General features: G+C 35.5%; 21 protein-coding genes and 1 pseudogene. 2 read left to right on the forward strand and 20 right to left on the reverse strand.

What is annotated here, in order from left to right:
• Window position 1: 1 nt before the first annotated feature.
• The 16 genes from modA to C8C76_RS07005 all read right to left on the reverse strand — a co-directional run bounded on the left by modA (window position 2) and on the right by C8C76_RS07005 (window position 16,585).
• The gene (modA, locus tag C8C76_RS06930; protein ID WP_108139974.1) at window positions 2-799 is read right to left on the reverse strand and encodes a molybdate ABC transporter substrate-binding protein; all 798 of its coding nucleotides are present in this window, start codon (window positions 797-799) and stop codon (window positions 2-4) included.
• Between the two features lie 25 nt (window positions 800-824).
• Entirely contained in the window at window positions 825-1,133 is a 309-nt protein-coding gene (locus C8C76_RS06935; RefSeq protein ID WP_108139976.1) for a 2Fe-2S ferredoxin, read from the reverse strand.
• Between the two features lie 74 nt (window positions 1,134-1,207).
• The gene (gene nifB, locus C8C76_RS06940; RefSeq protein ID WP_108139978.1) at window positions 1,208-2,542 is read right to left on the reverse strand and encodes a nitrogenase cofactor biosynthesis protein NifB; all 1,335 of its coding nucleotides are present in this window, start codon (window positions 2,540-2,542) and stop codon (window positions 1,208-1,210) included.
• The gene (gene nifN / locus C8C76_RS06945; RefSeq protein ID WP_108139980.1) at window positions 2,542-3,954 is read right to left on the reverse strand and encodes a nitrogenase iron-molybdenum cofactor biosynthesis protein NifN; all 1,413 of its coding nucleotides are present in this window, start codon (window positions 3,952-3,954) and stop codon (window positions 2,542-2,544) included. Before nifN ends, nifB begins: the two co-directional genes overlap by 1 nt.
• Window positions 3,947-5,518 carry a nitrogenase component 1 gene (locus C8C76_RS06950; protein WP_108139982.1) on the reverse strand — a complete coding sequence of 524 codons (1,572 nt, stop codon included), beginning with the start codon at window positions 5,516-5,518 and terminating at the stop codon, window positions 3,947-3,949. Before C8C76_RS06950 ends, nifN begins: the two co-directional genes overlap by 8 nt.
• Window positions 5,519-5,707: 189 nt before the next feature.
• Entirely contained in the window at window positions 5,708-7,075 is a 1,368-nt protein-coding gene (gene nifK / locus C8C76_RS06955; protein ID WP_108139984.1) for a nitrogenase molybdenum-iron protein subunit beta, read from the reverse strand.
• Window positions 7,075-8,691 carry a nitrogenase molybdenum-iron protein alpha chain gene (gene nifD, locus C8C76_RS06960; protein WP_108139986.1) on the reverse strand — a complete coding sequence of 539 codons (1,617 nt, stop codon included), beginning with the start codon at window positions 8,689-8,691 and terminating at the stop codon, window positions 7,075-7,077. The genes nifK and nifD overlap by 1 nt, the downstream gene beginning before the upstream one ends.
• A 16-nt stretch (window positions 8,692-8,707) precedes the next feature.
• Entirely contained in the window at window positions 8,708-9,097 is a 390-nt protein-coding gene (locus C8C76_RS06965; protein WP_108139988.1) for a P-II family nitrogen regulator, read from the reverse strand.
• A gap of 69 nt (window positions 9,098-9,166) precedes the next feature.
• Window positions 9,167-9,493, reverse strand: coding sequence for a P-II family nitrogen regulator (locus tag C8C76_RS06970; RefSeq protein WP_108139990.1), 327 nt, complete (start codon window positions 9,491-9,493; stop codon window positions 9,167-9,169).
• A gap of 112 nt (window positions 9,494-9,605) precedes the next feature.
• Complete coding sequence (gene nifH / locus C8C76_RS06975) at window positions 9,606-10,433, reverse strand: nitrogenase iron protein (RefSeq protein WP_108140022.1); 828 nt, start codon at window positions 10,431-10,433, stop codon at window positions 9,606-9,608.
• Between the two features lie 288 nt (window positions 10,434-10,721).
• Window positions 10,722-11,837: a homocitrate synthase/isopropylmalate synthase family protein gene (locus C8C76_RS06980; protein ID WP_108139992.1), complete on the reverse strand. Its 1,116-nt coding sequence runs from the start codon at window positions 11,835-11,837 to the stop codon at window positions 10,722-10,724.
• A gap of 107 nt (window positions 11,838-11,944) precedes the next feature.
• Window positions 11,945-13,162: an ABC transporter substrate-binding protein gene (locus tag C8C76_RS06985; protein WP_108139994.1), complete on the reverse strand. Its 1,218-nt coding sequence runs from the start codon at window positions 13,160-13,162 to the stop codon at window positions 11,945-11,947.
• 130 nt (window positions 13,163-13,292) lie between these two features.
• A complete protein-coding gene (locus tag C8C76_RS06990) occupies window positions 13,293-14,246 on the reverse strand; it encodes a branched-chain amino acid ABC transporter permease (RefSeq protein WP_108139996.1) in 954 nt (317 codons plus the stop codon).
• Window positions 14,247-14,250: 4 nt separating this feature from the next.
• Complete coding sequence (locus C8C76_RS06995; protein ID WP_108139998.1) at window positions 14,251-15,111, reverse strand: branched-chain amino acid ABC transporter permease; 861 nt, start codon at window positions 15,109-15,111, stop codon at window positions 14,251-14,253.
• Between the two features lie 4 nt (window positions 15,112-15,115).
• On the reverse strand, window positions 15,116-15,823 hold the full coding sequence (locus tag C8C76_RS07000) for an ABC transporter ATP-binding protein (protein ID WP_108140000.1): 708 nt from the start codon (window positions 15,821-15,823) through the stop codon (window positions 15,116-15,118).
• Window positions 15,824-15,826: 3 nt separating this feature from the next.
• A complete protein-coding gene (locus C8C76_RS07005; protein ID WP_108140002.1) occupies window positions 15,827-16,585 on the reverse strand; it encodes an ABC transporter ATP-binding protein in 759 nt (252 codons plus the stop codon).
• Window positions 16,586-16,843: 258 nt separating this feature from the next.
• Between C8C76_RS07005 and C8C76_RS07010 the strand changes: the two genes are divergently transcribed.
• A complete protein-coding gene (locus C8C76_RS07010; protein ID WP_108140004.1) occupies window positions 16,844-17,308 on the forward strand; it encodes a PTS sugar transporter subunit IIA in 465 nt (154 codons plus the stop codon).
• Between the two features lie 39 nt (window positions 17,309-17,347).
• On the opposite strand, the gene C8C76_RS07015 is transcribed toward C8C76_RS07010, so the two are convergent.
• The 3 genes from C8C76_RS07015 to C8C76_RS07025 form a co-directional block, all read right to left on the reverse strand.
• Window positions 17,348-18,193, reverse strand: a complete 846-nt coding sequence (locus C8C76_RS07015) for a carbohydrate ABC transporter permease (protein WP_108140006.1) — start codon at window positions 18,191-18,193, stop codon at window positions 17,348-17,350.
• A 17-nt stretch (window positions 18,194-18,210) separates the two neighbouring features.
• Window positions 18,211-19,098 carry a carbohydrate ABC transporter permease gene (locus C8C76_RS07020; protein WP_108140008.1) on the reverse strand — a complete coding sequence of 296 codons (888 nt, stop codon included), beginning with the start codon at window positions 19,096-19,098 and terminating at the stop codon, window positions 18,211-18,213.
• 77 nt (window positions 19,099-19,175) lie between these two features.
• The gene (locus C8C76_RS07025) at window positions 19,176-20,507 is read right to left on the reverse strand and encodes an ABC transporter substrate-binding protein (protein ID WP_108140010.1); all 1,332 of its coding nucleotides are present in this window, start codon (window positions 20,505-20,507) and stop codon (window positions 19,176-19,178) included.
• Window positions 20,508-20,746: 239 nt separating this feature from the next.
• On the opposite strand from C8C76_RS07025, the gene C8C76_RS07030 reads away from it, so the two are divergent.
• Window positions 20,747-21,079, forward strand: coding sequence for a P-II family nitrogen regulator (locus C8C76_RS07030; protein ID WP_108140012.1), 333 nt, complete (start codon window positions 20,747-20,749; stop codon window positions 21,077-21,079).
• 103 nt (window positions 21,080-21,182) lie between these two features.
• Here C8C76_RS07030 and C8C76_RS07035 read toward each other — a convergent pair.
• Window positions 21,183-21,923: pseudogene (locus C8C76_RS07035) on the reverse strand (group II intron maturase-specific domain-containing protein); the annotation flags it as partial.
• Window positions 21,924-22,022 lie beyond the last annotated feature (99 nt).

The following is a 22,022-nucleotide window of genomic DNA, read 5'->3' on the forward strand; positions in this document are numbered from 1 at the left end:
TTTAATCACTACCTACTCTTACAAATCTGTATTTATCTAAAATTTTACCTCCTGCATCAGAATAAATGTATTCAATAAAGTCTTGAGCTTCTTTTTTATTAGCAGAAAAATTTAAAACTGCTATTGGATAAGATGCAATAACATTATAGCTATCCTCTATTTCTATAACCTTCAGTTTTTCTGAGGTTTTTGGAGTTATATCAGTTTGATAGACTATACCTGCATCAACTTCACCTAAATAAATCTTGTTAACAACACTTTTAACATCAACCTCTTTAGATACTACATTATTCATGAATTTTTCTTTAAAATCACTCTCTAACTGAGAATTATCTTTTTCTTTGTTTAACATTTTAATAGTATATGATCCAACAGGAACTGATTCATCAGCTATTACTAGTTTAACTTTTTCTAATGCAAGCTCACTAAACTTATTAAGACCACTTTCCTTATTAACAGCAGCTATCAGTTTATTTTTAGCAAATATTTTTGGGTCTTCAACTATCTCTTTCTCTTCAAGTTGGTCCATATATTTTACATTTGCAGAAGCAAATATATCTGCTCCAACTCCCATTATTATTTGACTGTATAAAGCCTGGCTACCAGCAAAATTACATTCTACTTCAACACCACTCTCACTCTCATATGCTTCAGCAAGTTCTGTAAACATTTCTGTTAAACTTGCTGCAGCCATCACCCTTATTTTTTCTTCAGCTCTGATTGAAAAACTAAAAAAAATTAAAATTAATAGGATAAACATAAACAAAGAAATTATTTTACTTCTCTTTAATTTTATCATAAAATCAGCTCACCAAAAATATAATTTATATTTCTAACCTATCTACTATTTTATCATTTAAAATATGAGATTTAACTATTTCTTCAGCATCATCTGGAGTAACACTTCCATACCAGACAGCATCAGGATAAATAATTACTATTGGACCTTGATTACAGATCCCCAAACAGCCGGTATTTGTAATTATTACCTCAGAACTTATGCCCTGTTCTTGAACTTCTCTCATCAAATTTTGTATTAACCTGATAGAATCTTTTTTTTCACAAAAACCTCGCTGTTGACCGTTAATTCTAGAACTACTGCAGACAAATATGTGTTTCTTGGGTTTGTTCATTATTATTTCTCCTTAATATTATTATTTAACTTATATAATTATTTTAGGCTATTTTTTGGGTTTTGAATCTAAAATCAGCCTGTGTTTGCAGAATACATTTCTCCAAGTGCAAATCTAATCGCTGCCTCAATTTTATCATAAACCATAATAGCTTTGATATTATTTCTTAAAAGCTTTCTTTTAGGCACAGTTCCAATTCGGACTGAAAGGACTGCTTCACAATCAGAGATAGTGTTAATAATATTACCTATTCTATCTTCTTTATCATCACATTCTTTATCAATACAATATTGCTTGACATTCCTCTTTTCTACAAATTCAATGGAACTACCTTTAACTTTATAAATATAGAACTCTTCTGCATGACCAAAGTGAAGATTTACTATCTCTCCATCTTGAGATGCTGCAGCAAAAAGTCTTTCTTCTTTTTTTAGATAATAGTTTCCTTCAAGTGTTTTTGGAATCTGACTCTCTTTAGTCTCAGTTTGCAGCCCATCTTCTTTCTCTTTAAATTCTAATGATCTATCTTTTTTTAAGCATCCAACAGCATCAGAACGACACTGCTGGCAGTGATACATTTGTTTTAAATTATCTTCACATTTATTTCTTAAATAATCAAGTTCAACCTTACTTGTCAGCGGATTGTTTTCAAAAGGTGTATTTTCTACTGGAATCAAAGGCATAATATTTGTCATAAAAGCTCCAGCCTCTTTTACAGTTTTTACAACCTCTTCTATATGATAATTATTTATCCCTTTGATCAAAACAATATTAACTTTACAAAGTACTCCGTTCTGGGCCAGATATTTTAGACCGGATAGCTGGTTTTTTAGTAGAACTTTTGCTCCCTCAATCCCAGTTAATTTTTGACCCTGATAATTAACCTTCTCATATATTTCTGCACCAATCTCAGGATCTACAGCATTAATGGTTATTGTAACATGACTGACCCCTAGTTTAACTATTTCCTCCTGATATGAAGGTAAACTCAAACCATTTGTTGAAAGGCAAAAAGTTAGTTCAGAATCTTCGGCTTTAATTAACTCTATAGACTCTCTAGTTTCCTCAAAACTTGCCAGAGCATCTCCAGGGCCAGCAACTCCAACAACACTCAGATTATCAACTTTATTTCTGACCATTCTAAATCGTTCCAGTGCTTCATAAGGTGACAACAACTTACTTGTTACCCCTGGTCTTGTCTCATGTAAACAGTCATACTTCCGGTTACAGTAATTACAGCTAATATTACACTTTGATGCTATTGGGATATGCATTCTGGCATAATTATGAGCAAATTTACTGTAACAGGGGTGAGTTTTCGTTTTATTTTCTATCTCTTTTGCTTTTAAAGCATCAACTTTTGCCTTTATAATTTCATCTCTGCTTTTAATTTTAGTATTCAAAGCCATTATTTCTCACCTACTTTTAATTCTTCAGGCTTTTGGGAAGTTTTTTTGTCATTATTAGACTGATAATACTCTTTATATAGATCTTTTCGGTAATTATTATGCTTTAATGCCAGCAGCTGATTAGTTATCTGATCAAGAAAATTATTAGAACCCTGATAACCTATATTTTGCTGTCTTGAAGCACCTACTCTATCGTGAATTGGAAATCCAACTCTAATTAGAGGAACTCCGTCTTTTTCTTCTATAAATGCGCCATCTGAGTTTCCTATCATAATATTAATGTCATATTCATTAACATAATTTCTGATTTCTTCAAAATCAGTGTCGCTAAAAATTAGATTATTTACCCTGGTTTCTGCAGTTAATTCCTTTAATTTCTTCTCAAAAATATCTAAATCAGTTCCAGTAGCCATAATAACTGGATCGATTCCATTTTCCTGACAGATAGAACTTACTGCATAAATCATTTCTGGATCACCAAAAATAGCTGCTCTACCTTCTCCATTATACTTATGAGAGTCAATCATCGTATCTATTAGTCTGCCTCTTTCTTCTTTTAAACTTTGAGGAATTTTTTTGCCGGATATTTCTGCCAGAATATTAATAAATTTATCTGTGTTTTTAAGTCCAATTGGAATCGGAAGTCTATAAGCAGGTATCTCAAATTCATTTTTAAGATATACAGCAGTCGACAAACTGCTGTCAACTAAATCTCCAAACTCAATTGTAAAGTCTGCATCCCCCATTTTTTTAATTTCGGAAACTGTAGTTCCACCTGGAGGAATTTTACTATAATCTTCTGTAAAAGGAACAGCCAAAGTTCTTGAAATATCTGGCAGCATTGTATATTCAAGATCAAATAAATCTAAAATCTTCTTAATTTCCCTAATCTCTGCTGGACTCAAGCTTGCTGCAATAACATTTACTTTAGAACTTTTGTAGCCTGAACTTTCTGCTAGCTGTTCTATAATTTTTCTTAATGTAAGATAATAACCTTCAAATTGAGAACCTCCATAACCAGGTGTTGATACAGTTATTATAGAAATATCTTTAACATCATTTTTCTTTTTAAAGTCTACTACTATTCTGTTAATATCTTCACCAATAGTTTCTGCAAGACAGGTAGTTACCACTCCTATAACTTTAGGAGAGTATAATTTAATTAGGTTTTTTAAACCTTGCCTTAAATTTTCTTCTCCTCCATAAACAGTCCCCTCCTCATCAATTGAAGAAGATGCGATATCTATTGGCTCTTCATAATGTGTTGACATATGTCTTCTCATATAAGTACTGCATCCCTGAGAACCGTGCATTAAAAGCATACTCTCTTCTATACCTTTAAAAGCAATAGCAGCTCCTATAGGCATACACATCTTACAGGGATTTACATTTAATCTTTTTAAATTACTCATCTATACCACTCCTGATTGCCTTCCAAATCGGACTGTTAATTGTCAAATCCAGTTCCTGAGCCAGATTAACAACTCCTTCAAAACCTACAAGCGGATGTTTGCGTTCATGATTATGATCAAAAAAAGCAATTCCCATTTTATAGGCCAGAGCCCTATCTTTTACTCCACCTACTAAAACATCTGCTCCTTTTTCACGCATAAAAACTTCCAATTCAGATGGATTAGCATCATCTAAAATAATAGTTCCAGAATCAGTTAACTCTTTTAACTCTTCATAGTCCGATTCCTTACCATTTTGAGTACCTACCATAACAGTTTTAATTCCTAAATCATTGAACTGTTTAACAAGAGAAATTGCCTTAAAAGCACCTCCAACATAAATTGCGGCTTTTTTCCCAGCCAGATAGTTTTTATATATTTTTAACTTTGCTTCAGTATCTGGCAATCTTCGGGCAATTAACTTTTCAACTTTATTAATAATTATCTGATCATCTAAAAATCGAGCTATCTTTCGCAGAGAATCTAGACTATCCTGAAGTCCTAAAAATGATATCTCTAAAAATGGTATTCCAAATTCTTGCTGCATCCTTTTAGCTAAATATTTCATCGAACCAGCACACTGAACTATATTTAACTCAGCAGTTGGTGCTCTGCGAATATCTTTTATACTTGAATCACCAGTAAATCTGGCTACAAGTTCTATTCCTACTTCATTTAAATAATTTTCTATTATCCAGCCTTCAGCTGCCAGATTATAATCTCCAAGCAAATTAATTTTTTTTCTATACTTTCCTTTTTCAACCTGTTCTTTAATTTTTTTATTCTTAAAATCATCTATTGCTTTTCCAGTCTGTAGAGAATTAATATATCTTAATTTTTTCTGCAAAACCCTAATTTTTTCTTTTGTATTCATACCAGTATAATCTTCACTTCTATCACTTATTTCTTTGATTTTATTTTTTCTATCTGCGGCTTTTTTATTACTATCTACTCTATTACTTTCAGCCTTAAAATCACTCATTAAATTTAATAATGCCTCACAAGCAGCTTTATATCCTTTTGATTTTGTACCAGCAAAACCTGAAGATTCGACAGGAATCACTCTAACCCCATATTTTTCTTCTGCTTTTCTAGCTACAGCTTTTAAATCATCACCTATAACTCCAACTACACAGGTTGAATATATAAAAATTACTTCTGGCTTATACTGTTCTTTCTCCATTAATTCTTCTATAACAATTTCTAGTTTCGCTTCCCCACCAAAAACAATATCTTTTTCTCTTAAGTCAGTAGAAAAACTGCTGCGAAAAAAATCAGCCCCTGAAGTTAAACTTCCTCGAATATCCCAGGTATAGCTGGCACATCCAATTGGACCATGAACAAGGTGATAAGCGTCTTTTACTGGATTTAATACAACTCTAGCTCCTGAATATACACAGGCTCTCTGACTAACTGCACCAGCCAAACTATGTTGATCACACTTAATATTTCCCTTATTATCTCCTTTGGTCATAATAAAATCTTTTCTCTCCGCAAGAGCTTCATTACTCTTTGGACTCTTCATTTTTTCACCTCCAAAATGAAAAAATAACCCATCTGTTTAAAGCAAATTATCATTACCTAACACTACTCTCTACTGATGATATTCCTAAAAAAACAGATGGGTTAAATATTTTAACTTCAATTTAATATTTTAGTTAAAAATGAAGTTATGAATTAATTTACAATGAACTCCAATAAAGACAGCTGTTAGTTAAAGTACAAACTCTGTCAATTGAATGTCAGTATCTCTATCTCTTCTATCAAGTAAAGCACCACTGATTTTTTCCAGAAGCAGCATAGCCCCTTTATAACCAACTGTTGGTAAATATGAGTGTACTGTTCTATCCAGAATAGGGAATCCAACTCTTACAAGGGGAATGTCTTCCTGTTTGGCAACTAATTTACCATAGGAGTTACCAAGCATTAAATCTACAGGATCATTTTTAATCCACTGATGAAGCTGGAATAAGTCTCCTCCTGCAGTTATATTATAATCCCAGTCTGCATCTTCCATCATTTCTTCGACTATTTTTTCAAACTTATTGTCCGGAGTACCTGTTAATACATGAGCAGGTCTCATTCCCAGACTTAAAACAAATTCAGTTAAAGAAATTACTATATCAGGGTCCCCATAAATAGCTACTTTTTTACCATGGAACTGATGATGAGTATCTGCAATAATATCAACCAGCTGTCCTCTTTCTTTCTCTATTTCTGCAGGAACCTCTTTTCCAGTTAGTTTCATCAGCTGCATTAAGAATTCGTCTGTTGCTTTAATGCCCACCGGTGATTTTAAAGTATATGGTTTTACATCATGCTTTTTTTCCAATTCAAAAGCAGGATCTGAAGAAGCAAATTCTCCCAGTGCAATAGTAGCCTGTGAATTACCTGTGTCATTTAATTCTGGAATGGTAACTCCCCCTTCTGGATACATATCATAGTTGCCATCCAAAGGTGTATCAAGTACATCACTCTGATCCGGAAATAAAATGTAGTCGATATCCATAGCTTCTAATATTCTCTTAATCTCGCGGATATCTCCGGGATCGACAAATCCAGGTATTAAATTTAATTTATTGTTTGTCTTAGCATCTTTATTCTTTTCTGAAAGCTGTTTAATCATTGCCTTAACCATATTTGAAAACCCAGAAATATGGGAACCAACATAACTTGGTGTACTGGCATGGATAATTGTCTTTCCTTCTGGAACATCATATCCATTAATGATTGATCCAATATCATCACCAATTGTTTCTGATAAACAGGTTGTATTAATCGCTACAACTTCAGGATCATAGACAGCAAATATGTTTTTTAAAGCTGTCTCAAGATTAGCCCGACCACCAAATACTGAGGCTCCTTCTGTAAATGAACTGGATGAAGCAACAACAGGTTCTCTAAAATGTTTAGTTAAGTGCATTCTGTGATAAGAACAGCATCCCTGTGAACCATGACTGTGCGGCAGAGCTCCGTGGATGCCTAAAGCTGCATACATTGCTCCAATGGGCTGACAGGTTTTTACCGGATTTATAACAAGTGAATTACGTTCTTTATATTCTTCTGGTACTAAGTCCTGCATTATTTGACACCTCCTATTGTGCCTTTTAATTCTACATTATCTTTCCAGGGTGGATTAATATAACTCCAGCTGGGATTGAGAATTCCAGCTGCAATATCTTCTGCAAACTGAAGGTGTCCTTTAAATCCTGCATAAGGACCACTGTAATCATAACTATGCAGCTGTTTTGAAAAAATACCCATTTTATGAGAAGTATATTTATCCTTAATTCCAGAACAGAAAATATCCGGTTCTAAAGCTTCGGTTAATTTAATATGTTCATGATGGTTTAAATCATCAATAACAATACTTCCGTCTTCCATTTCTTTAATCATACCTTCATAATAATCAAGAGGCATTTTCTGCTGCAATTCTTTCTTTTTAGTTTCTGAAATCCTCATTTTATACTTTTTATCATCTTTTGTAACTTCAAGTTCTGGAATATTACGATCATCTGCTGTCATTTCAATATCAGGAATTACTTCTCTTCCTTCATAATCATCACGATGACCAAATTCATATCCAGCTACAACTGTTTCAATTCCAATTCTCTTAAATACATTTTGATAATGATGAGCTCTAGAACCTCCAACAAAGAGAAAAGCTGTTTTACCTTCAAAAAGCTCCTTATATCTGTTGAGTGGTCCGTCTATTTGAGCCAGCTCTTCAGCTATTACTTTCTCTGTTCTTTCTTTTAACTCGGGATCATCAAAGTATTCAGCCATATTACGCAGAGATTTGATAGTAGCATCCACACCTAAAAAGTTAACCTTTAACCAGGGAATACCATATTTCTCTTCAAACATTTCTGCAATATAGTTAATTGAACGGTGACACTGTACCAAATTAAGATCAGCTTCGTGGGAATACTTAATCTGATCTGCTGTACCATTACCAGAAAATGAAGCTACAATATCATAACCAATTTTATCTAAAATTCTTTCTATCTCGAAAGCATCTCCCCCAATGTTATATTCACCCATCAGGTTAATTGGATATTTATGTTCAAGTTCCTTATCTTCTATACCAACTAGATCAGACATAATATTATTATTTGCAATATGATGACCTGCTGACTGGCTTACACCTTTATAACCTTCACAATTAAATGCCATGACTTTAATTCCATACTCTTCTTCTGCCTGTCTGGCTATACTATTAATATCATCACCAATCAAACCTACAGGACAGGTAGCTGTAATCATAATTGTTGAAGGATTAAAAATTTCTACTGCTTCTTTAATCGCTTCTTTTAGTTTTCTTTCTCCTCCAAAAACAACATCAGAATCCTGCATATCTGTAGAAAAAGTGTAATTAATAAAGTTTTTGCCGCCCTCAGCTGCCATTCCCTGGTGTCTTCTCATTCCCCAGGCATAATAACTACACCCAATTGGTCCATGTACAAGTTGAACTACATCTTTTAATGGTCCCAAAACAACTCCTCGACAACCGGCATAAGCACAACCCCGATTGGTAATTATTCCTGGAATAGTTCTTGTATTAGCTTTAATTTTATGCTTCCCTTTTTTCTTTTCTTTTACCAGAATGTGTTCTTTTCTATTTTTCATTGATTTAGCGGGATATGACTGTAATACTTCATCTAAAACATCTTCAATCCCCGCATTATTATTTTTCATTATCTTCACCTCTTTTCTATATTGCTGCTTTACCGCTTTCACCTGTTCTTACTCTAAAGGCATCTTCAAGCGGTAAAATAAAAATCTTACCATCTCCTGGATTTCCGGTTTCATTTACATCAATTATTGTCTCAACTACTTTTTCAGCATCTTCATCTTTTACTACAGTCATGACCAGTCTCTTTGGTATCAGACGATGACCCTCAGTAATCGATTCTGTCACTTCTTTGGATTTAATTATCTCTTCTTCTCCCTCAAGCATTTTTTCTATAAGCTCATAATTAACTTTCTTTTTACCCCTGCCAGTAACTTTTACACAGGTTAGAGAATTAAAACCCTGAACCGCCAGAGCTTTTTTTGTCTGGTTAATTTTATTCATTCTAATTACAGCCATGATCTCTTTCATATCTTTCACCTCCACAAGAATCCATATAGTTAATATATTTTTGACTTCTCTAATTTTCAATTAATATTTTTATAAGCCCTTACTGTTTGAGCTGATGGTATTTGCTTCCTCAACATCACTGACGAATATTTTACCATCTCCATAGCTGCCCTCTTTACCACTTCTAACAGTTTTCATTATTATCTTAATTACATCATCTTTATCTTCATCTTCTAAAACCATCATTAAAAGTTCTTTTGGTAGTTCATCATAATGAATATTACCAACTTTAACTCCTCGCTGTTTACCTCTTCCTGCAACATCCATTTTAGTTACCGCCGGAAAACCCGCCTCTTTTAATTCAGAAAGAACCGTTGAACTTTTTTCCGGTCTGATAATCGCCTGCAATAATTTCACTTATATCATCCCTTCTCGCTCTCTTAATCTGCTACTCGCTTACTCACTGCTAATTTAGTACTTTTTAAAATAGTTAAATTCAAATAAAGATTAACTCAGTCAGCTTCTAAAACTACACCTCTAAAATACCAAAGTCCATCATTAACTGTTCTAACTCATCCTGCTCCATTGGATCTGGAATTACAAAGAGTTCATTGTCATCAATTGCCTTTGCTAAATTCCTGTATTCCTGGGCCTGATCTGATTCCGGGTCATAGGCAATAACAACTTTTCTGTTAATCTCAGCTCTCTGCACAATATTGTCCCGGGGTACAAAGTGAATTAGCTGACTGCCAAGTTTTTTAGCAAAAGATTCCAGCAGTTCCAGCTCACCATCAACCTGACGGCTGTTGCAGATAATTCCTCCCAGTCTTACTCCCCCGGATTCAGCATATCTTTTAATACCTTTACAGATATTATTTGCTGCATAAAGTGCCATTAACTCTCCACTTGCTACTATATATATTTCCTGTGCTTTACCCTCTCTGATCGGCATTGCAAAACCACCACAGACAACATCACCCAGAACATCGTAAAATACATAGTCAAGTTCATCAGTATAGGCTCCTAAACTCTCCAGCATGTTAATTGAGGTTATAATACCACGACCAGCACAGCCTACACCAGGCTCAGGTCCCCCAGATTCTACACAGCGAATATTTTCAAAATCTTTACCGCGCTTTAAGATATCATCCAGCTCAATATCCTGTCCCTCTTCTCTTAAAGTATCCAGAACTGTCTGCTGGTCCATACCCCCCAGCAGCATTCTGGTTGAATCAGCTTTGGGATCACATCCAACCACCATGATTTCCTTTCCCATCTCTGCCAGTGACGAGGTTAAATTCTGAGTTGTAGTTGATTTTCCAATACCACCTTTTCCATAAATCGCTACCTGTCTCAATTCTTCTTTCATTTTTTTTCCTCCTAGAGTTTGATATTATATTATAGACATTCGAAATTTATTCGAATATTTATAACCTTATTGAATTATAAATTTAAATCACGGTAGAGAATGAGTTTTTTTATATTTCTGCTCATTTATGTTAGGTTTTAAATTTATTATCTAAAGTATAACATCATAATTGGTATTTTCAAGTGTATAATTGTATATAAGCTAAATATATAACATGAAGGTGTCATTTATAGCTGGATACAAAAAAACCTGGATTAGCAAAAACTGCTATCCAGGTCAGATATCTTTTAATTCATTTTCTGTTAAAGCTCTTTTTAACTCGGTAGATTTTCTTTTAATCTTTTTTAATTTCAGTTCAGCTTCTTTAAGGCTCAAATAAAGACCAAATTCTCTATACTTTGCGATCACTGCTTTTTTCCCGGAGTGTTTTCCAATTATAATTTCCCGTTTCAACCCGACTTCTGCTGGAGAAAATGCTTCATATGTAGTGGGATTTTTCAAGATACCAGCTACATGAATACCAGATTCGTGCTTAAAAATATCTTTTCCAATTACTGCTTTATTAACAGCCGGAAAATCGTTTAAATACTCTGCCATTAGCCGACTTAACTCAAAGAGTTTTTCTGTTTTATATTTGCTGTCTAGAGCTTCAATCTTTTTTAAGATCATCATAATTTCTTCTAGCGCTGTTCTCCGGTAAGGTTTTTTGCTAAAACCATTAAAACTGGCACAAATGCCTTGAGCACCAGCTTTATAAGCTGCCAGTGATGCTGCAGCTGCTGTCTGGAAGACATTACTGCAGTTTACTTCCAGTTCAAAATCAGCGGTGCTGATAATAGCCTCTATTCTTTGCTTAAATTTTAGCGGCTCAATTACAGTTTCTGCTTCCTGATAGGAAAATCTATTAACTCCCCTTGTACGGCAAAAATCAGCAAGCTCCAGGATTAAGTTCAAATTGACTGCAGAAGCGTTTTGGAACTCGACTACTATTTCCAGACCCTTTTCCTGAGCATAATAGATGCTTCTCTTTAAATCAGTCAATAATAGATCTGCCGACTTCTTATAAACTAGCCGTCTGAACTGTAAATTTTTTAATGAAACAGAAATAACTGCAGTATCTACTTCTGCCTGCCATGATTTTTGTAGATCAGAAATTAAGGGCCTGTTCCAGCTGCGAAATTTCAGCCTTTTCTTTGCTGCAATTTTCTTATTTTTTTCAGAGATACTCCCAGCTCTAAATTCTTCTGTTAAAGCTGCTGAGCCTATTTCGACTTCTTCTATTCCCATTTCTGTCATTATTTTAATTATCTCAGCTTCTGTGCTCTTAAGAGCTGCCAGGTCAAGCAGCGGCAAATTTCTAAAAGTGATATCTGTCAGTTTAGTTTTCGGCACAATAAACACCTCCCCAGTTAGAAAAAGACCCCAACCTTAAATGGCCGGGATCTTTTCTGAACTTACTGTATAGTATTTAGCAACTCAGTTTTAAATGAGTTATTAAATTACTGTACTTCAACACTTTCATTGACAATATCTCCATCTTCAATCTTCCAGATACCAATAGCTCCCATACTGTCTCCAACATCATTAAAGAGTACAGGACCGGAAGCACCCTCATAGCGAATTTTCTCTCCAGCTTCAATTAAGTCTTTAGCTTTATTCCATTCATTGATATTAACTACCATTCCGTCTTCAGCTAAGACTTCATTAATAGCATCTCTAATGGCCGGACCTTCTGTACTTCCAGCTTTTTCAATTGCCAGAGCCAGGACAAAGGTGGCATCAAAACTGGTATCAATATATGGTTTAGGTGGAATTTCGCCAAATTCTTCTTCATAAAGCTCGGTAAATAACTCTGGACCCTCTCCACCAGGCATGGAAGTTGGTGCTGTACCACGCATTCCTTCCAGATACTGTTCAACACCCTCTGTAATTTCAGGTGCTTTTAAACCATCTGTAAAGATAAATTCATCAAAAAAACCATTTTCTAAAGCCTGTCTGATAATTGTGATTCCACCATCATCAGTGTAGGCAATTAATAATAAAGCATCCGGATTGTCTTCAGCAGCTTCCATCAGTTCACTTCTATAGGAAACTTTGTTTGGTTCAAAAGCAATTGAGGCAGTTACCTCTCCACCTCTTTCTTCGAACTGCTCAACTACTGCATCATTTAAACCCTGACCATAGTCATTATTCACATAAATTACTGCCAGTGAATCATGATTTAAGTCTGCGGCCAGATTACCGGCAACTACCCCCTGTAAACTATCAGAAGGTACTGTTCTAAATACAAATCCATCGTCATCTAAATTAGTCAGTACTGGTGAGGTAGAAGCAGGAGAGATCAAAACTACCTCACCGGGAACCGTAACACTCTCAGCAACAGGGATTGTAACACCACTTGATAAAGCACCTACTATGGCATTGATCCCATTTACAGAAACTAACTTCTGGGCCCCATCAACTCCTGCCTGGGGATTTGTCTGGGTGTCAACATTAACTAACTCCAGCTCTCTTCCCCCCAGCAGACCGCCCTGTTCGTTAATAATTTTTTGAGCCAGCAGGGTACCATTACGGGTAAACTGCCCATAAGAAGCAAGTCCACCAGTAAGCGGCATTAAAGTACCAATTTTAACAGTTTCCTGAGCCAGGGCCCCGCTAACAGTCAGAGACAGAAACAACATTAACAGCATTGTAATCAAGATTTTCTTTTTAAACATTATTTTTCCTCCTCTTATTCTCTCTACTTGTTATATTTAAAAATACTCAGCTAAGAGTAAATTTCAGACTCATATTTTAATATTTTCTTTCTTTAGTGCTGTAATTTTTATAACCTGAATTAACGAAAATTTAACCATCAGCTGTTGTCGAAGCACTGCTGTATTTCTTTTCTCCAAATAAACCCTGAGGTCGATTCAGTAAAATTAATTCTAAAAATACTCCAATCAGGATTACTCTGATAGCAGCGGCCTGAGTTGTGTAAGCAGCAGGCAGCATTCCTGTTAAAAATTCAGTTCCTGTCCAGATTCCCCAGGTCAAAAAAGCACCGACAATCGAGCCAAAGTTATTAGCACTACCACCAATAATCAGCATTATCCAGACTAAAAAGGTGGCCTGCATCGGTCTAAAAGCCTCCGGTGAAATAAAGGAAGTAAAATGGGCGTAAAGGGCACCCCCAACTCCCATCATAAAAGCACCAAGGATAAAAGCCTCCATCCGGTAGCGAACTACATTTTTACCCACAGCTTTAACTACCTCTTCGTCTTCTCTAATCGCTCTCAAGATTCTACCCCAGGGAGAGTTAATCCCTTTTTCGCTGAGATAATAAAAGAGGGCGATAATTAAAACTACAATTAATAGAAAAAACAAATTATAGTTTGAACCAAAACTACCAGCCATCGGTTTTGGGATTGCTGAAATACCTCTAACACCATTACTCAACCAGGCTTCATTTTTGATTACCAGTCTGATTATTTCGGCAATACCAATTGTTGCTATTCCCAGATAGTCTTCCCGCAGTCGAATTGTTGGAATTCCTACCAGCAGTGCCACCAGAGCCGATATCAGCCCTGCAGCCAGCAGCCCGATAATAAAGGGCATTCCAAAACCACCCAGGTGATCAGGTGAGGGCCCTTTGGTCATAATTGCTGAAGTATAGGAGCCAACTGCCCAGAAACCAGCAATCCCGATATTAAAAAGCCCCGCAAAACCACGCTGCATATTCAAAGCCATAGTCATCACTGCATAAATACCAGCAAAAATCAAAAAGAAAACTAGATATGAAAAAACACCTGCAAAAGTCATCTATTTACACCTTCTTTCCCATTAAACCAGAAGGTCTAATAATTAACATTAAGATCATAATTGTAAAGGCAACTGCCGGCTTGTAGGCTGCGGAAATTATCAGAGTTGACATTTCCTGAGAAATACCAATTACCAGCCCCCCAAACATTGCCCCATAGGGACTGCCAATTCCTCCCAGAATAACCGCCGCAAATAATGGCAGCAGTAAATTCCAGCCCATTACCGGGGTCAGATGGGTATCAAAAGCAAGTAAAATACCTGCCGCTGCAGTCAGCACACCGCTCATTGCCCAGGTCCAGATAATTACTTTTTCTGTATTAATCCCAGTTATCTGAGCCAGATCAATGTTGTCTGACATTGCCCGCATGGCTTTACCCATTTTGGTTTTACTTAAAAATAAGTGAACTGCAATAACCAGGGTCAGAGCCAGAACTAAAATTATGATCTGATTTTCTTTAATTCTCAGCAGCCCTCCAGCCAGAACAATCGGCATCTGAATAGCTTTCTCATAAAATTGATTCTGCGGACCCCAGAATAATAAAACCAGATTTCTAATGATCAAAGCAGCTCCGACAGAAGAAATCATTACAATTACCGAATCTCTTTTCTTTAAATGTCTGTATAAGATAAGATTTAAAAGGATTGCTGTACCCGCAGTTAATAATGCTGCTAAAACAAAAGCCAGCCAAAATGGCAGGCCCAGCTGTACCTTAAATAAAAAAGCAAAATAAGCACCGAGTGTCATTAAATCACCATGTGCAAAATGTCCAAACTTCAAAATCCCATAAATTAATGATAATCCAATTGCACCCAGTGCTATAATTGATCCGAGTATTACTCCATTCAAAAACAACTGTAAGACCATAGACTTATCCTCCCAAAAAGAGCTGCGCTACTTCTTTATTCTCAAGTAAGCCTCGCCCACTATCTTCGTATTTTTTTTCACCAGCAGCCAGCACATAACCTCTATCTGACATTGCTAAAGCTTTTTTTGCATTTTGTTCTACCATTAAAATTGAAACTCCTGTTTTATTAATTTCTTCAACTTTTTCTAAAATTAAATCGATAAACATCGGTGCCAGTCCGGCTGTTGGTTCATCTAAGAGCAGCAGTTTGGGCTCCATTACCAGAGCTCTGCCAAAAGCCACCATCTGTCTCTGCCCACCACTTAAAGTACCTGCTTTTTTCTTTCTCTTCTCAATTAGCGGTGGAAACAGATTATAAATTAAATCAAACCTGTCGCTGAGCTTCTTTGTTGATACATAAGCACCCAGTTCCAGATTTTCTTCCACGGTTAAAGTTGGAAAAATATTGTCAGTCTGTGGTACAAAAGAAAGTCCTTTTTTTATCATCTGGTCAGTTGCTGTAGCTGTTAAATCACTGCCCAGATAATTAATTTCTCCGCCCATAATATCAACTAGAGAAAAAATAGATTTTAAAAGAGTGGACTTTCCGGAGCCGTTGGGCCCCACAATGGAAACAATCTCTCCCTGTTCAACATTTAGAGAAATACCGTGGATTATCTCTATTTCACCATAACCGGCATAAATTTCATTAATTCTCAACAATAAGACCACTCCTTAAGCCGTTTTTTCTCCCAGATAAGCTTCTAAAACCCGGGGGTTGCTCTTAACTTCAGCCGGAGTTCCTTCAACTAAATGCTTACCGTCATTCATTACAATAACTCGATCACAGATATTCATTATTAAATCCATATTATGCTCAATCAAAAGTATAGTTTTTCCTCTTTCTTTTAATTTAATAATATTTTCTGCAATTTTATTCAATAAAGTCGGATTAACACCGGCTCCTGGTTCATCCAGCATAATTAATTCTGGATCGGCCATTAATGCTCTTCCAAGTTCCAGCAGTTTCTTCTGTCCACCCGATAGGTTAACAGCCATCTCATCAGCCAGGTGAGTCATCTCCAGAAATTCTAAAGTCTCAAAAGCTTTAGCCTCAACTGACTTTTCTTCTCTACTTACTTTTGCCGAATTAAACCAGCTGTTCCAGAGGTTTTCTCCACTCTGTCCTGAAGGTACAAGCATTAGATTTTCCATAACCGTCATCTTTTTTAAAGTTTTCGGGATCTGAAAAGTTCTGGCCAGACCAAGACGCGCAATCTGGTGCGGTGCAAAATTATTTACTTTCTGCTCAGAAAAATAAACCTCCCCCTGATCAAGATCTAAAGATCCGGCAATTAAATTGAACATCGTTGTTTTGCCAGCTCCATTTGGACCAATTAAACCAGTAATCGTATTCTTTTCTACTTCAAAAGAACATTCGTCTACTGCTCTAAATCCACTAAACTCTTTTACTGCACTTTTTACCTTTAACATAAAACATCTCTCCTTTCTACTCATCTACTCAATTTGTTAGCTTTATGTTAATTTGCTTTAATACTAATCCTTTTTATGGCAGGTGTCAAGTAGCCCAGTTACAATAAAGTTTTTAATCCCATTATCCAGGGATACATTGCTTCTTATTATCCATTTTATTCTTTTTAAACAAATTATTGGTTTTGTTTAGCCAGTTTAGATTGACTTATCTATCAGCATTATTATATAATTTAAGCAATAGAAGGGTGGGTAAGAAATATGAAAATAAGCAAATTATTAGAGAAGAATTTAATTAATCTTGATCTCAATACTAGTGATAAAGAAGAAACTTTAAGAGAAATGGTTAATTTATTAAAAATAGGGGATAAAATTCAGGTCCAGAATAAATTTCTGGCAAAAATAATTGAGAGAGAAAAAGAAGGCAGCACAGGTTTTGGGAGAGAAATTGCGGTCCCCCACGGTAAAAGCGAAACAGTTAACGAATTATCCCTGGCTATTGGCAGATCAAAACCAGGAATTGAATATCACAGTCTGGATGGAAAAAAAGTAAAACTGATATTTATGGTAGCTGATTATCCAGATTATTCACCTAAATATTTAAAATTAGTTTCGACTCTTGTCAGCTGGCTGAGAGAGGATGATTTCAGGAAAAGCTTACTTGAGGCAGAAGGAAAAACAGAATTTATAGAGCTTTTTAAAGAAAAAGAAAGATCTACTGAATAACAGCAGATCTTTCACCAGAATTTAAAGATAAAATAATATCTATTCTTTTATACCCTGGGTAGCAATTCCTTTAACGAAAAACTTCTGGGCCAGTAAAAATACAATTAGAGTTGGAATTACCACCATGATAGTTCCTGCCATAATAATTCCCCAGTCCCGTTCTGAAGAACTGGCAAAAAGCATTTTTACTCCCTGCTGAGCTAGCTTTTTTTGATCATCATTAATAATAATCAGCGGCCAGAGATAGGCATTCCACATCACTAAAAAGTTAACTACAGCCAGTCCAGCAAGATTAGCTCCCGATAAAGGTAAGAGAATCTGAAATAAAAACCGAAAAGGTCCACAGCCATCTATTTGAGCAGATTCCATAATAGACTTAGGAATAGTCAAAAAGTGCTGCCGCATCAAAAAAGTTGTAGTGGCACTTGCCAGAAACGGTAAAACCAGACCTGAAAAAGAATTTCCCAGCCCCAGGCGGCTTATAAACTCAAACAGAGGAACTACCCGCACCTGCATCGGCAGCATTAAAGTAAATAAGACTGCAAAAAACAAAAACTTTTTGTATTTAAACTCAAAATGCGAAAATGCATAACCACTTAAAACTCCCAGCCCCAATTTCCCTAACATCACAACAGAAGAAGCCAGAATACTATTAACTAAAATTTTATCAAGGCTGACTAAGTTCCAGGCCTTAATATAATTATCAAAATATAATCTGTCAGGTAAAAATGATGGTGGATAAGAAAATATCTGGGCTCTGGGCTGCATACTGACACTGATGCCGAAAATAATTGGCATTAAGACAATGAAAGAAATGAAAATCAAGACTAGGTGTAGTGCTATTTTTTTATAAATACTATAGGGACCTCTATTTAAATCAAACATATTTAATCACCTTTCTCTTATTGATAATGTACATTATTTGCACCATATTTAAAATGAAAAATAGTCACTATAATTACCAGGGCTAATAGGATTACAGATTGAGCTGCTGCAATTCCCGGCCTGAAATTAATAAACATTTCTCTATATAATTTATAGATTACAATATTTGTAGAATCAGCGGGTCCACCCTGGGTCATAATATCTACAATTCCAAAGCTTTCAAATACACTGAAAATAATATTCATGATAATTAAATAAAAAGTCGTAGGAGATAATAAGGGAATTGTAATATCTTTAAATATAGTTACAGCTCCTGCCCCATCAATCTCTGCAGACTCATAAACACTATCTGGTATTGCCTGCAGGCCTGCCAGAAAAAATATTATATTAAAACCCATATTTTTCCAGACAGTTGCTATAATAATCGCCAGAAATGCAAAAAAACTATTCGTTAACCAGTTAACCTGAATATTAAAAGCAAGATCTAATAAATAATTAACCTGGCCTGCTACCGGATTCAGCAAAAAAACCCAGAGAGAACCGGCCACAGTCGGAGAAATTGCATAAGGAATAAAAAATATAACCCTGTAAAATTTTATTCCTTTTAGATTCTGGTTCAAAATAACCGCCAGCAGCAGAGAAAATATCAGCCCAATAGTAATGGTGAAAATAATAAAAAATGTAGATCTCAACAAACTATTGAGATAAGTTGGATCCTGAAATAAATTTATATAATTCTGGATTCCTACAAAAATTCTTTTGCGTCCAAATGGCGCCTGTTTAAATAAGCTTAAAAACACTGAATTAATACTGGGCCAGTATAAAAACAATAACAAAACAATAAATGTGGGGGAAAGAAGTAAATATGGAACAAGTGAATGGGATCGATAATTTAATTTTTGCAAAAAATACACCTCCAATAATAATATCCCTTCCTGATTTTCAGGAAGGGACGGCTGTCAATAATCAACTATATGAATTCTTATTCATTTAGCTGATTATATTCTTTAAGTGATTTATTTACTCTCTCTGCTGCCTCATCCATTGCCGCTTGAGGAGTCATATTTCCTTCTAATGTTTTTTCAACTGATTCTTCCACTATTTGTCTAACTTCAGGGAAAGTACCGATTAGTGCTCCCTGAGTAGAAACTGCTTTTTTACTCAGTAGTAACTGTAAAAATGCTGTTAGATAATTTGGATTTTCAGCAAAAAACTTATTATTCATTTCTCTTTCAACTGCCGCTTTGGTTACCGGGAAGTAGCCTGTGTTTTCAAACCAGTAAACCTGCTGTTCTTCTTCTGAAAGCCACTTTAAGAATTCCCAGGTAGCTTTCAATTCCTCTTCTGGATGGTCAGCAATTGTCCAGAGACTTGCACCACCAATAATCACTCCACCGCGATTAGCAGCTGCTGGTCTTGGTAAAAATCCGGTTCCCAATTCAAAACCTGCTGCCTCAGCATTTTCTGTAAATCCGGCCACTGAAGAAGTAGATTCTATTAACATTGCTGCTCTTCCGGAAGAAAATGCTTGATTTGCTCCATCCCAGCCTCGTCCTGGATTAAGCATAATTCCTTCATCAACCATTTCTTTCCACAGTTTAACAAAACGAACTGCTGCTTCTTCGTTTAGATTAGACGCGGTTGCTCTAGCACTACGCCCATTATCATTGTTAACCAGAGTTGCATCCTGGTTTGCAACCATCTGTTCTACAAACCAGCCAACAATTCCCAGGGTGAATCCATAGCGTTCAACTGTACCATCGTCATTTTTAATTGTTAATTTTCGTGCATACTCTTTTAGTTCTGCAAAAGTCTGAGGAGGTCTATTAGGATCTAAGCCCGCTTCTTCAAAAGCATCTCTATCATAATATAAAATTGGTGTAGATGAGTTAAAAGGCATAGAATTCAATTTGCCGTCAATTGTGTAGTAATTTGAAACCGGAACTAAAAATTTGTCCCAGTCAAAACTATTATCTCCCGCTACCTCTTTGCCCAGATCCTCTATTGGCATAATTATGCCGCTGTCCAGCATCATTTGTGTTCCAATTTCGTAAATCTGAATAATATGTGGTGCAGTTCCGGTCTGAACTGCTGACTGAGTTTTAGTCAAAGTATCATTATAAGAACCTGTATATTGAGCTTTAACTTCAACTTGATCATGGCTACTATTAAACTCTTCGACTAATGTGTTTACTACTTCGAGATTATGTCCTCCCATTGCATGCCAAAAATCAATTGTAACTTCTTCTGCCGCTGCCGAAAAACTCACAATAAAACAGAGACTTACCAGAACTAACAAAACAGTTTTTTTCATAAATATTTTTCACTCCCTTTTGATTTGATGAAAATAGAAATCTACTAAAATGATTTTCTCTATCTGTAATATTAGCACTGCAAAGTTAAATCTAGATTTCTAAAAGGTTAAGTTTAGGTAAATTAAAAAATATCCCTGTATACTATTATAATAGGTCTTAAAACTATTCACATTTACTCTTTATTGAACTATAATAAATATATAGAAATATTCAGAATATTAATTTAGGAGGGGTTGAAATGAAAAAAGTTGAAGCTTTTATCCGATCTGATAAGTTAAATGAACTGGTCACAAAATTAAATTCTATGGGCCTGAAGGAATTAAATATTCTGGAAGCGAAGAACTTTAATCAAGATTTAATTGATTTAGCAGATAGTGATTTAAAAATAAAATTTACCCCGATGATGAGGATAGAATTCGTTATTAATTATACCGAAGTTGATAAATACGTAGAAGCAATTAAAAACACGGTTCAGACTGGTGAGAGTGGTGACGGTAAGATTTATGTCAGTGATATAGAAAACTCCGTTAAAATAAGCACTGGGGAAGAAGGACTAAAAGCTATAGCTTAAAATTAGCAATCGAGTAGGAGGGAAATAATTAATTTATTCCCCGTCCTCTCACACCACCACAGCATATCGTTCGGTACTGGGCGGTTCATTAAGAATTAATTACTTATGCATATCTTTCCGTAAAACTAAAGTATCCCAGTTTCTTTAACAACTGGTTGGTAAAGGTTCTTGCAAGTATTTGGCTATTGGATATTCTCCAGTAGACTTTTCTTGTGTTGGCATATTCCCACGCTTTGGGCTTTTTAATACCTAATTTCCTGAGCATCCTAAAGCGGGTTTTGACCTTTTTCCACCGTTTCCAGTAGCACATTCTTATTCGTCGTCTGGTCCACTGGTCTAAGTCTCTCATCTTGCTTTTCATATCAGCTATTTTATAATAGCTGACCCAGCCCGTGATTGTCTGTTTTAGTTTCTTAAAACGATATTTCATCGTCCAGGGCTTGCTTCTTGATGTGAGTTCTTTTATCTTTGCTTTAATTTTCTTGATTGATTTCGGGTGGACTCTAACCCTCACTTCATCTTTTGTCCGATAAAATGAAAACCCCAGAAATTTTCTTCTCCAGGGTCTGCCGACTGCACTTTTTGTTGTATTAACTTTAAGTTTCAGTTTCTTTTCAATAAATGCAGTTAGACTTTTCATAACTCTTTCGGCTGCCTTTCTACTTCTGACATAGATCTGGTTGTCATCAGCATAGCGACAGAATTTATGATTGCGTTTTTCCAGCTCTTTATCCAGTTCGTCCAGCATAATGTTACTAAGTAGTGGACTTAAAAACCCGCCCTGCGGGCATCCTTCGTCTGTTTTCTTAATTAAATCATCAATCATTACTCCTGAGTTAAGATAAGCTTGTTATGAGACAAGAAATATTTCAGTAACCAGGACATGTTTTTCACCAGTAAATATTTAAAAGAACAGGGTATTCTCATACCCTGAAATTAATTA

This window comes from Halanaerobium saccharolyticum (assembly GCF_003053565.1).
Taxonomy (GTDB): Bacteria; Bacillota; Halanaerobiia; order Halanaerobiales; family Halanaerobiaceae; genus Halanaerobium; species Halanaerobium saccharolyticum_B.

What these genes read in the sequence shown, in the direction of transcription:
- C8C76_RS07010 (WP_108140004.1), top strand. Translation starts at nt 16,844, where the DNA reads ATGAAAATAAGCAAATTATTAGAGAAGAATTTAATTAATCTTGATCTC.
- C8C76_RS07015 (WP_108140006.1), bottom strand. Translation starts at nt 18,193, where the DNA reads ATGTTTGATTTAAATAGAGGTCCCTATAGTATTTATAAAAAAATAGCA.
- nifD (WP_108139986.1), bottom strand. Translation starts at nt 8,691, where the DNA reads ATGAAAAATAATAATGCGGGGATTGAAGATGTTTTAGATGAAGTATTA.
- C8C76_RS07025 (WP_108140010.1), bottom strand. Translation starts at nt 20,507, where the DNA reads ATGAAAAAAACTGTTTTGTTAGTTCTGGTAAGTCTCTGTTTTATTGTG.
- C8C76_RS06950 (WP_108139982.1), bottom strand. Translation starts at nt 5,518, where the DNA reads ATGAAGAGTCCAAAGAGTAATGAAGCTCTTGCGGAGAGAAAAGATTTT.
- C8C76_RS07030 (WP_108140012.1), top strand. Translation starts at nt 20,747, where the DNA reads ATGAAAAAAGTTGAAGCTTTTATCCGATCTGATAAGTTAAATGAACTG.
- modA (WP_108139974.1), bottom strand. Translation starts at nt 799, where the DNA reads ATGATAAAATTAAAGAGAAGTAAAATAATTTCTTTGTTTATGTTTATC.
- nifB (WP_108139978.1), bottom strand. Translation starts at nt 2,542, where the DNA reads ATGGCTTTGAATACTAAAATTAAAAGCAGAGATGAAATTATAAAGGCA.
- C8C76_RS06990 (WP_108139996.1), bottom strand. Translation starts at nt 14,246, where the DNA reads ATGACTTTTGCAGGTGTTTTTTCATATCTAGTTTTCTTTTTGATTTTT.
- C8C76_RS06985 (WP_108139994.1), bottom strand. Translation starts at nt 13,162, where the DNA reads ATGTTTAAAAAGAAAATCTTGATTACAATGCTGTTAATGTTGTTTCTG.
- C8C76_RS07005 (WP_108140002.1), bottom strand. Translation starts at nt 16,585, where the DNA reads ATGTTAAAGGTAAAAAGTGCAGTAAAAGAGTTTAGTGGATTTAGAGCA.
- nifN (WP_108139980.1), bottom strand. Translation starts at nt 3,954, where the DNA reads ATGAGTAATTTAAAAAGATTAAATGTAAATCCCTGTAAGATGTGTATG.
- C8C76_RS06935 (WP_108139976.1), bottom strand. Translation starts at nt 1,133, where the DNA reads ATGAACAAACCCAAGAAACACATATTTGTCTGCAGTAGTTCTAGAATT.
- C8C76_RS06995 (WP_108139998.1), bottom strand. Translation starts at nt 15,111, where the DNA reads ATGGTCTTACAGTTGTTTTTGAATGGAGTAATACTCGGATCAATTATA.
- C8C76_RS06965 (WP_108139988.1), bottom strand. Translation starts at nt 9,097, where the DNA reads ATGAAAGAGATCATGGCTGTAATTAGAATGAATAAAATTAACCAGACA.
- nifK (WP_108139984.1), bottom strand. Translation starts at nt 7,075, where the DNA reads ATGCAGGACTTAGTACCAGAAGAATATAAAGAACGTAATTCACTTGTT.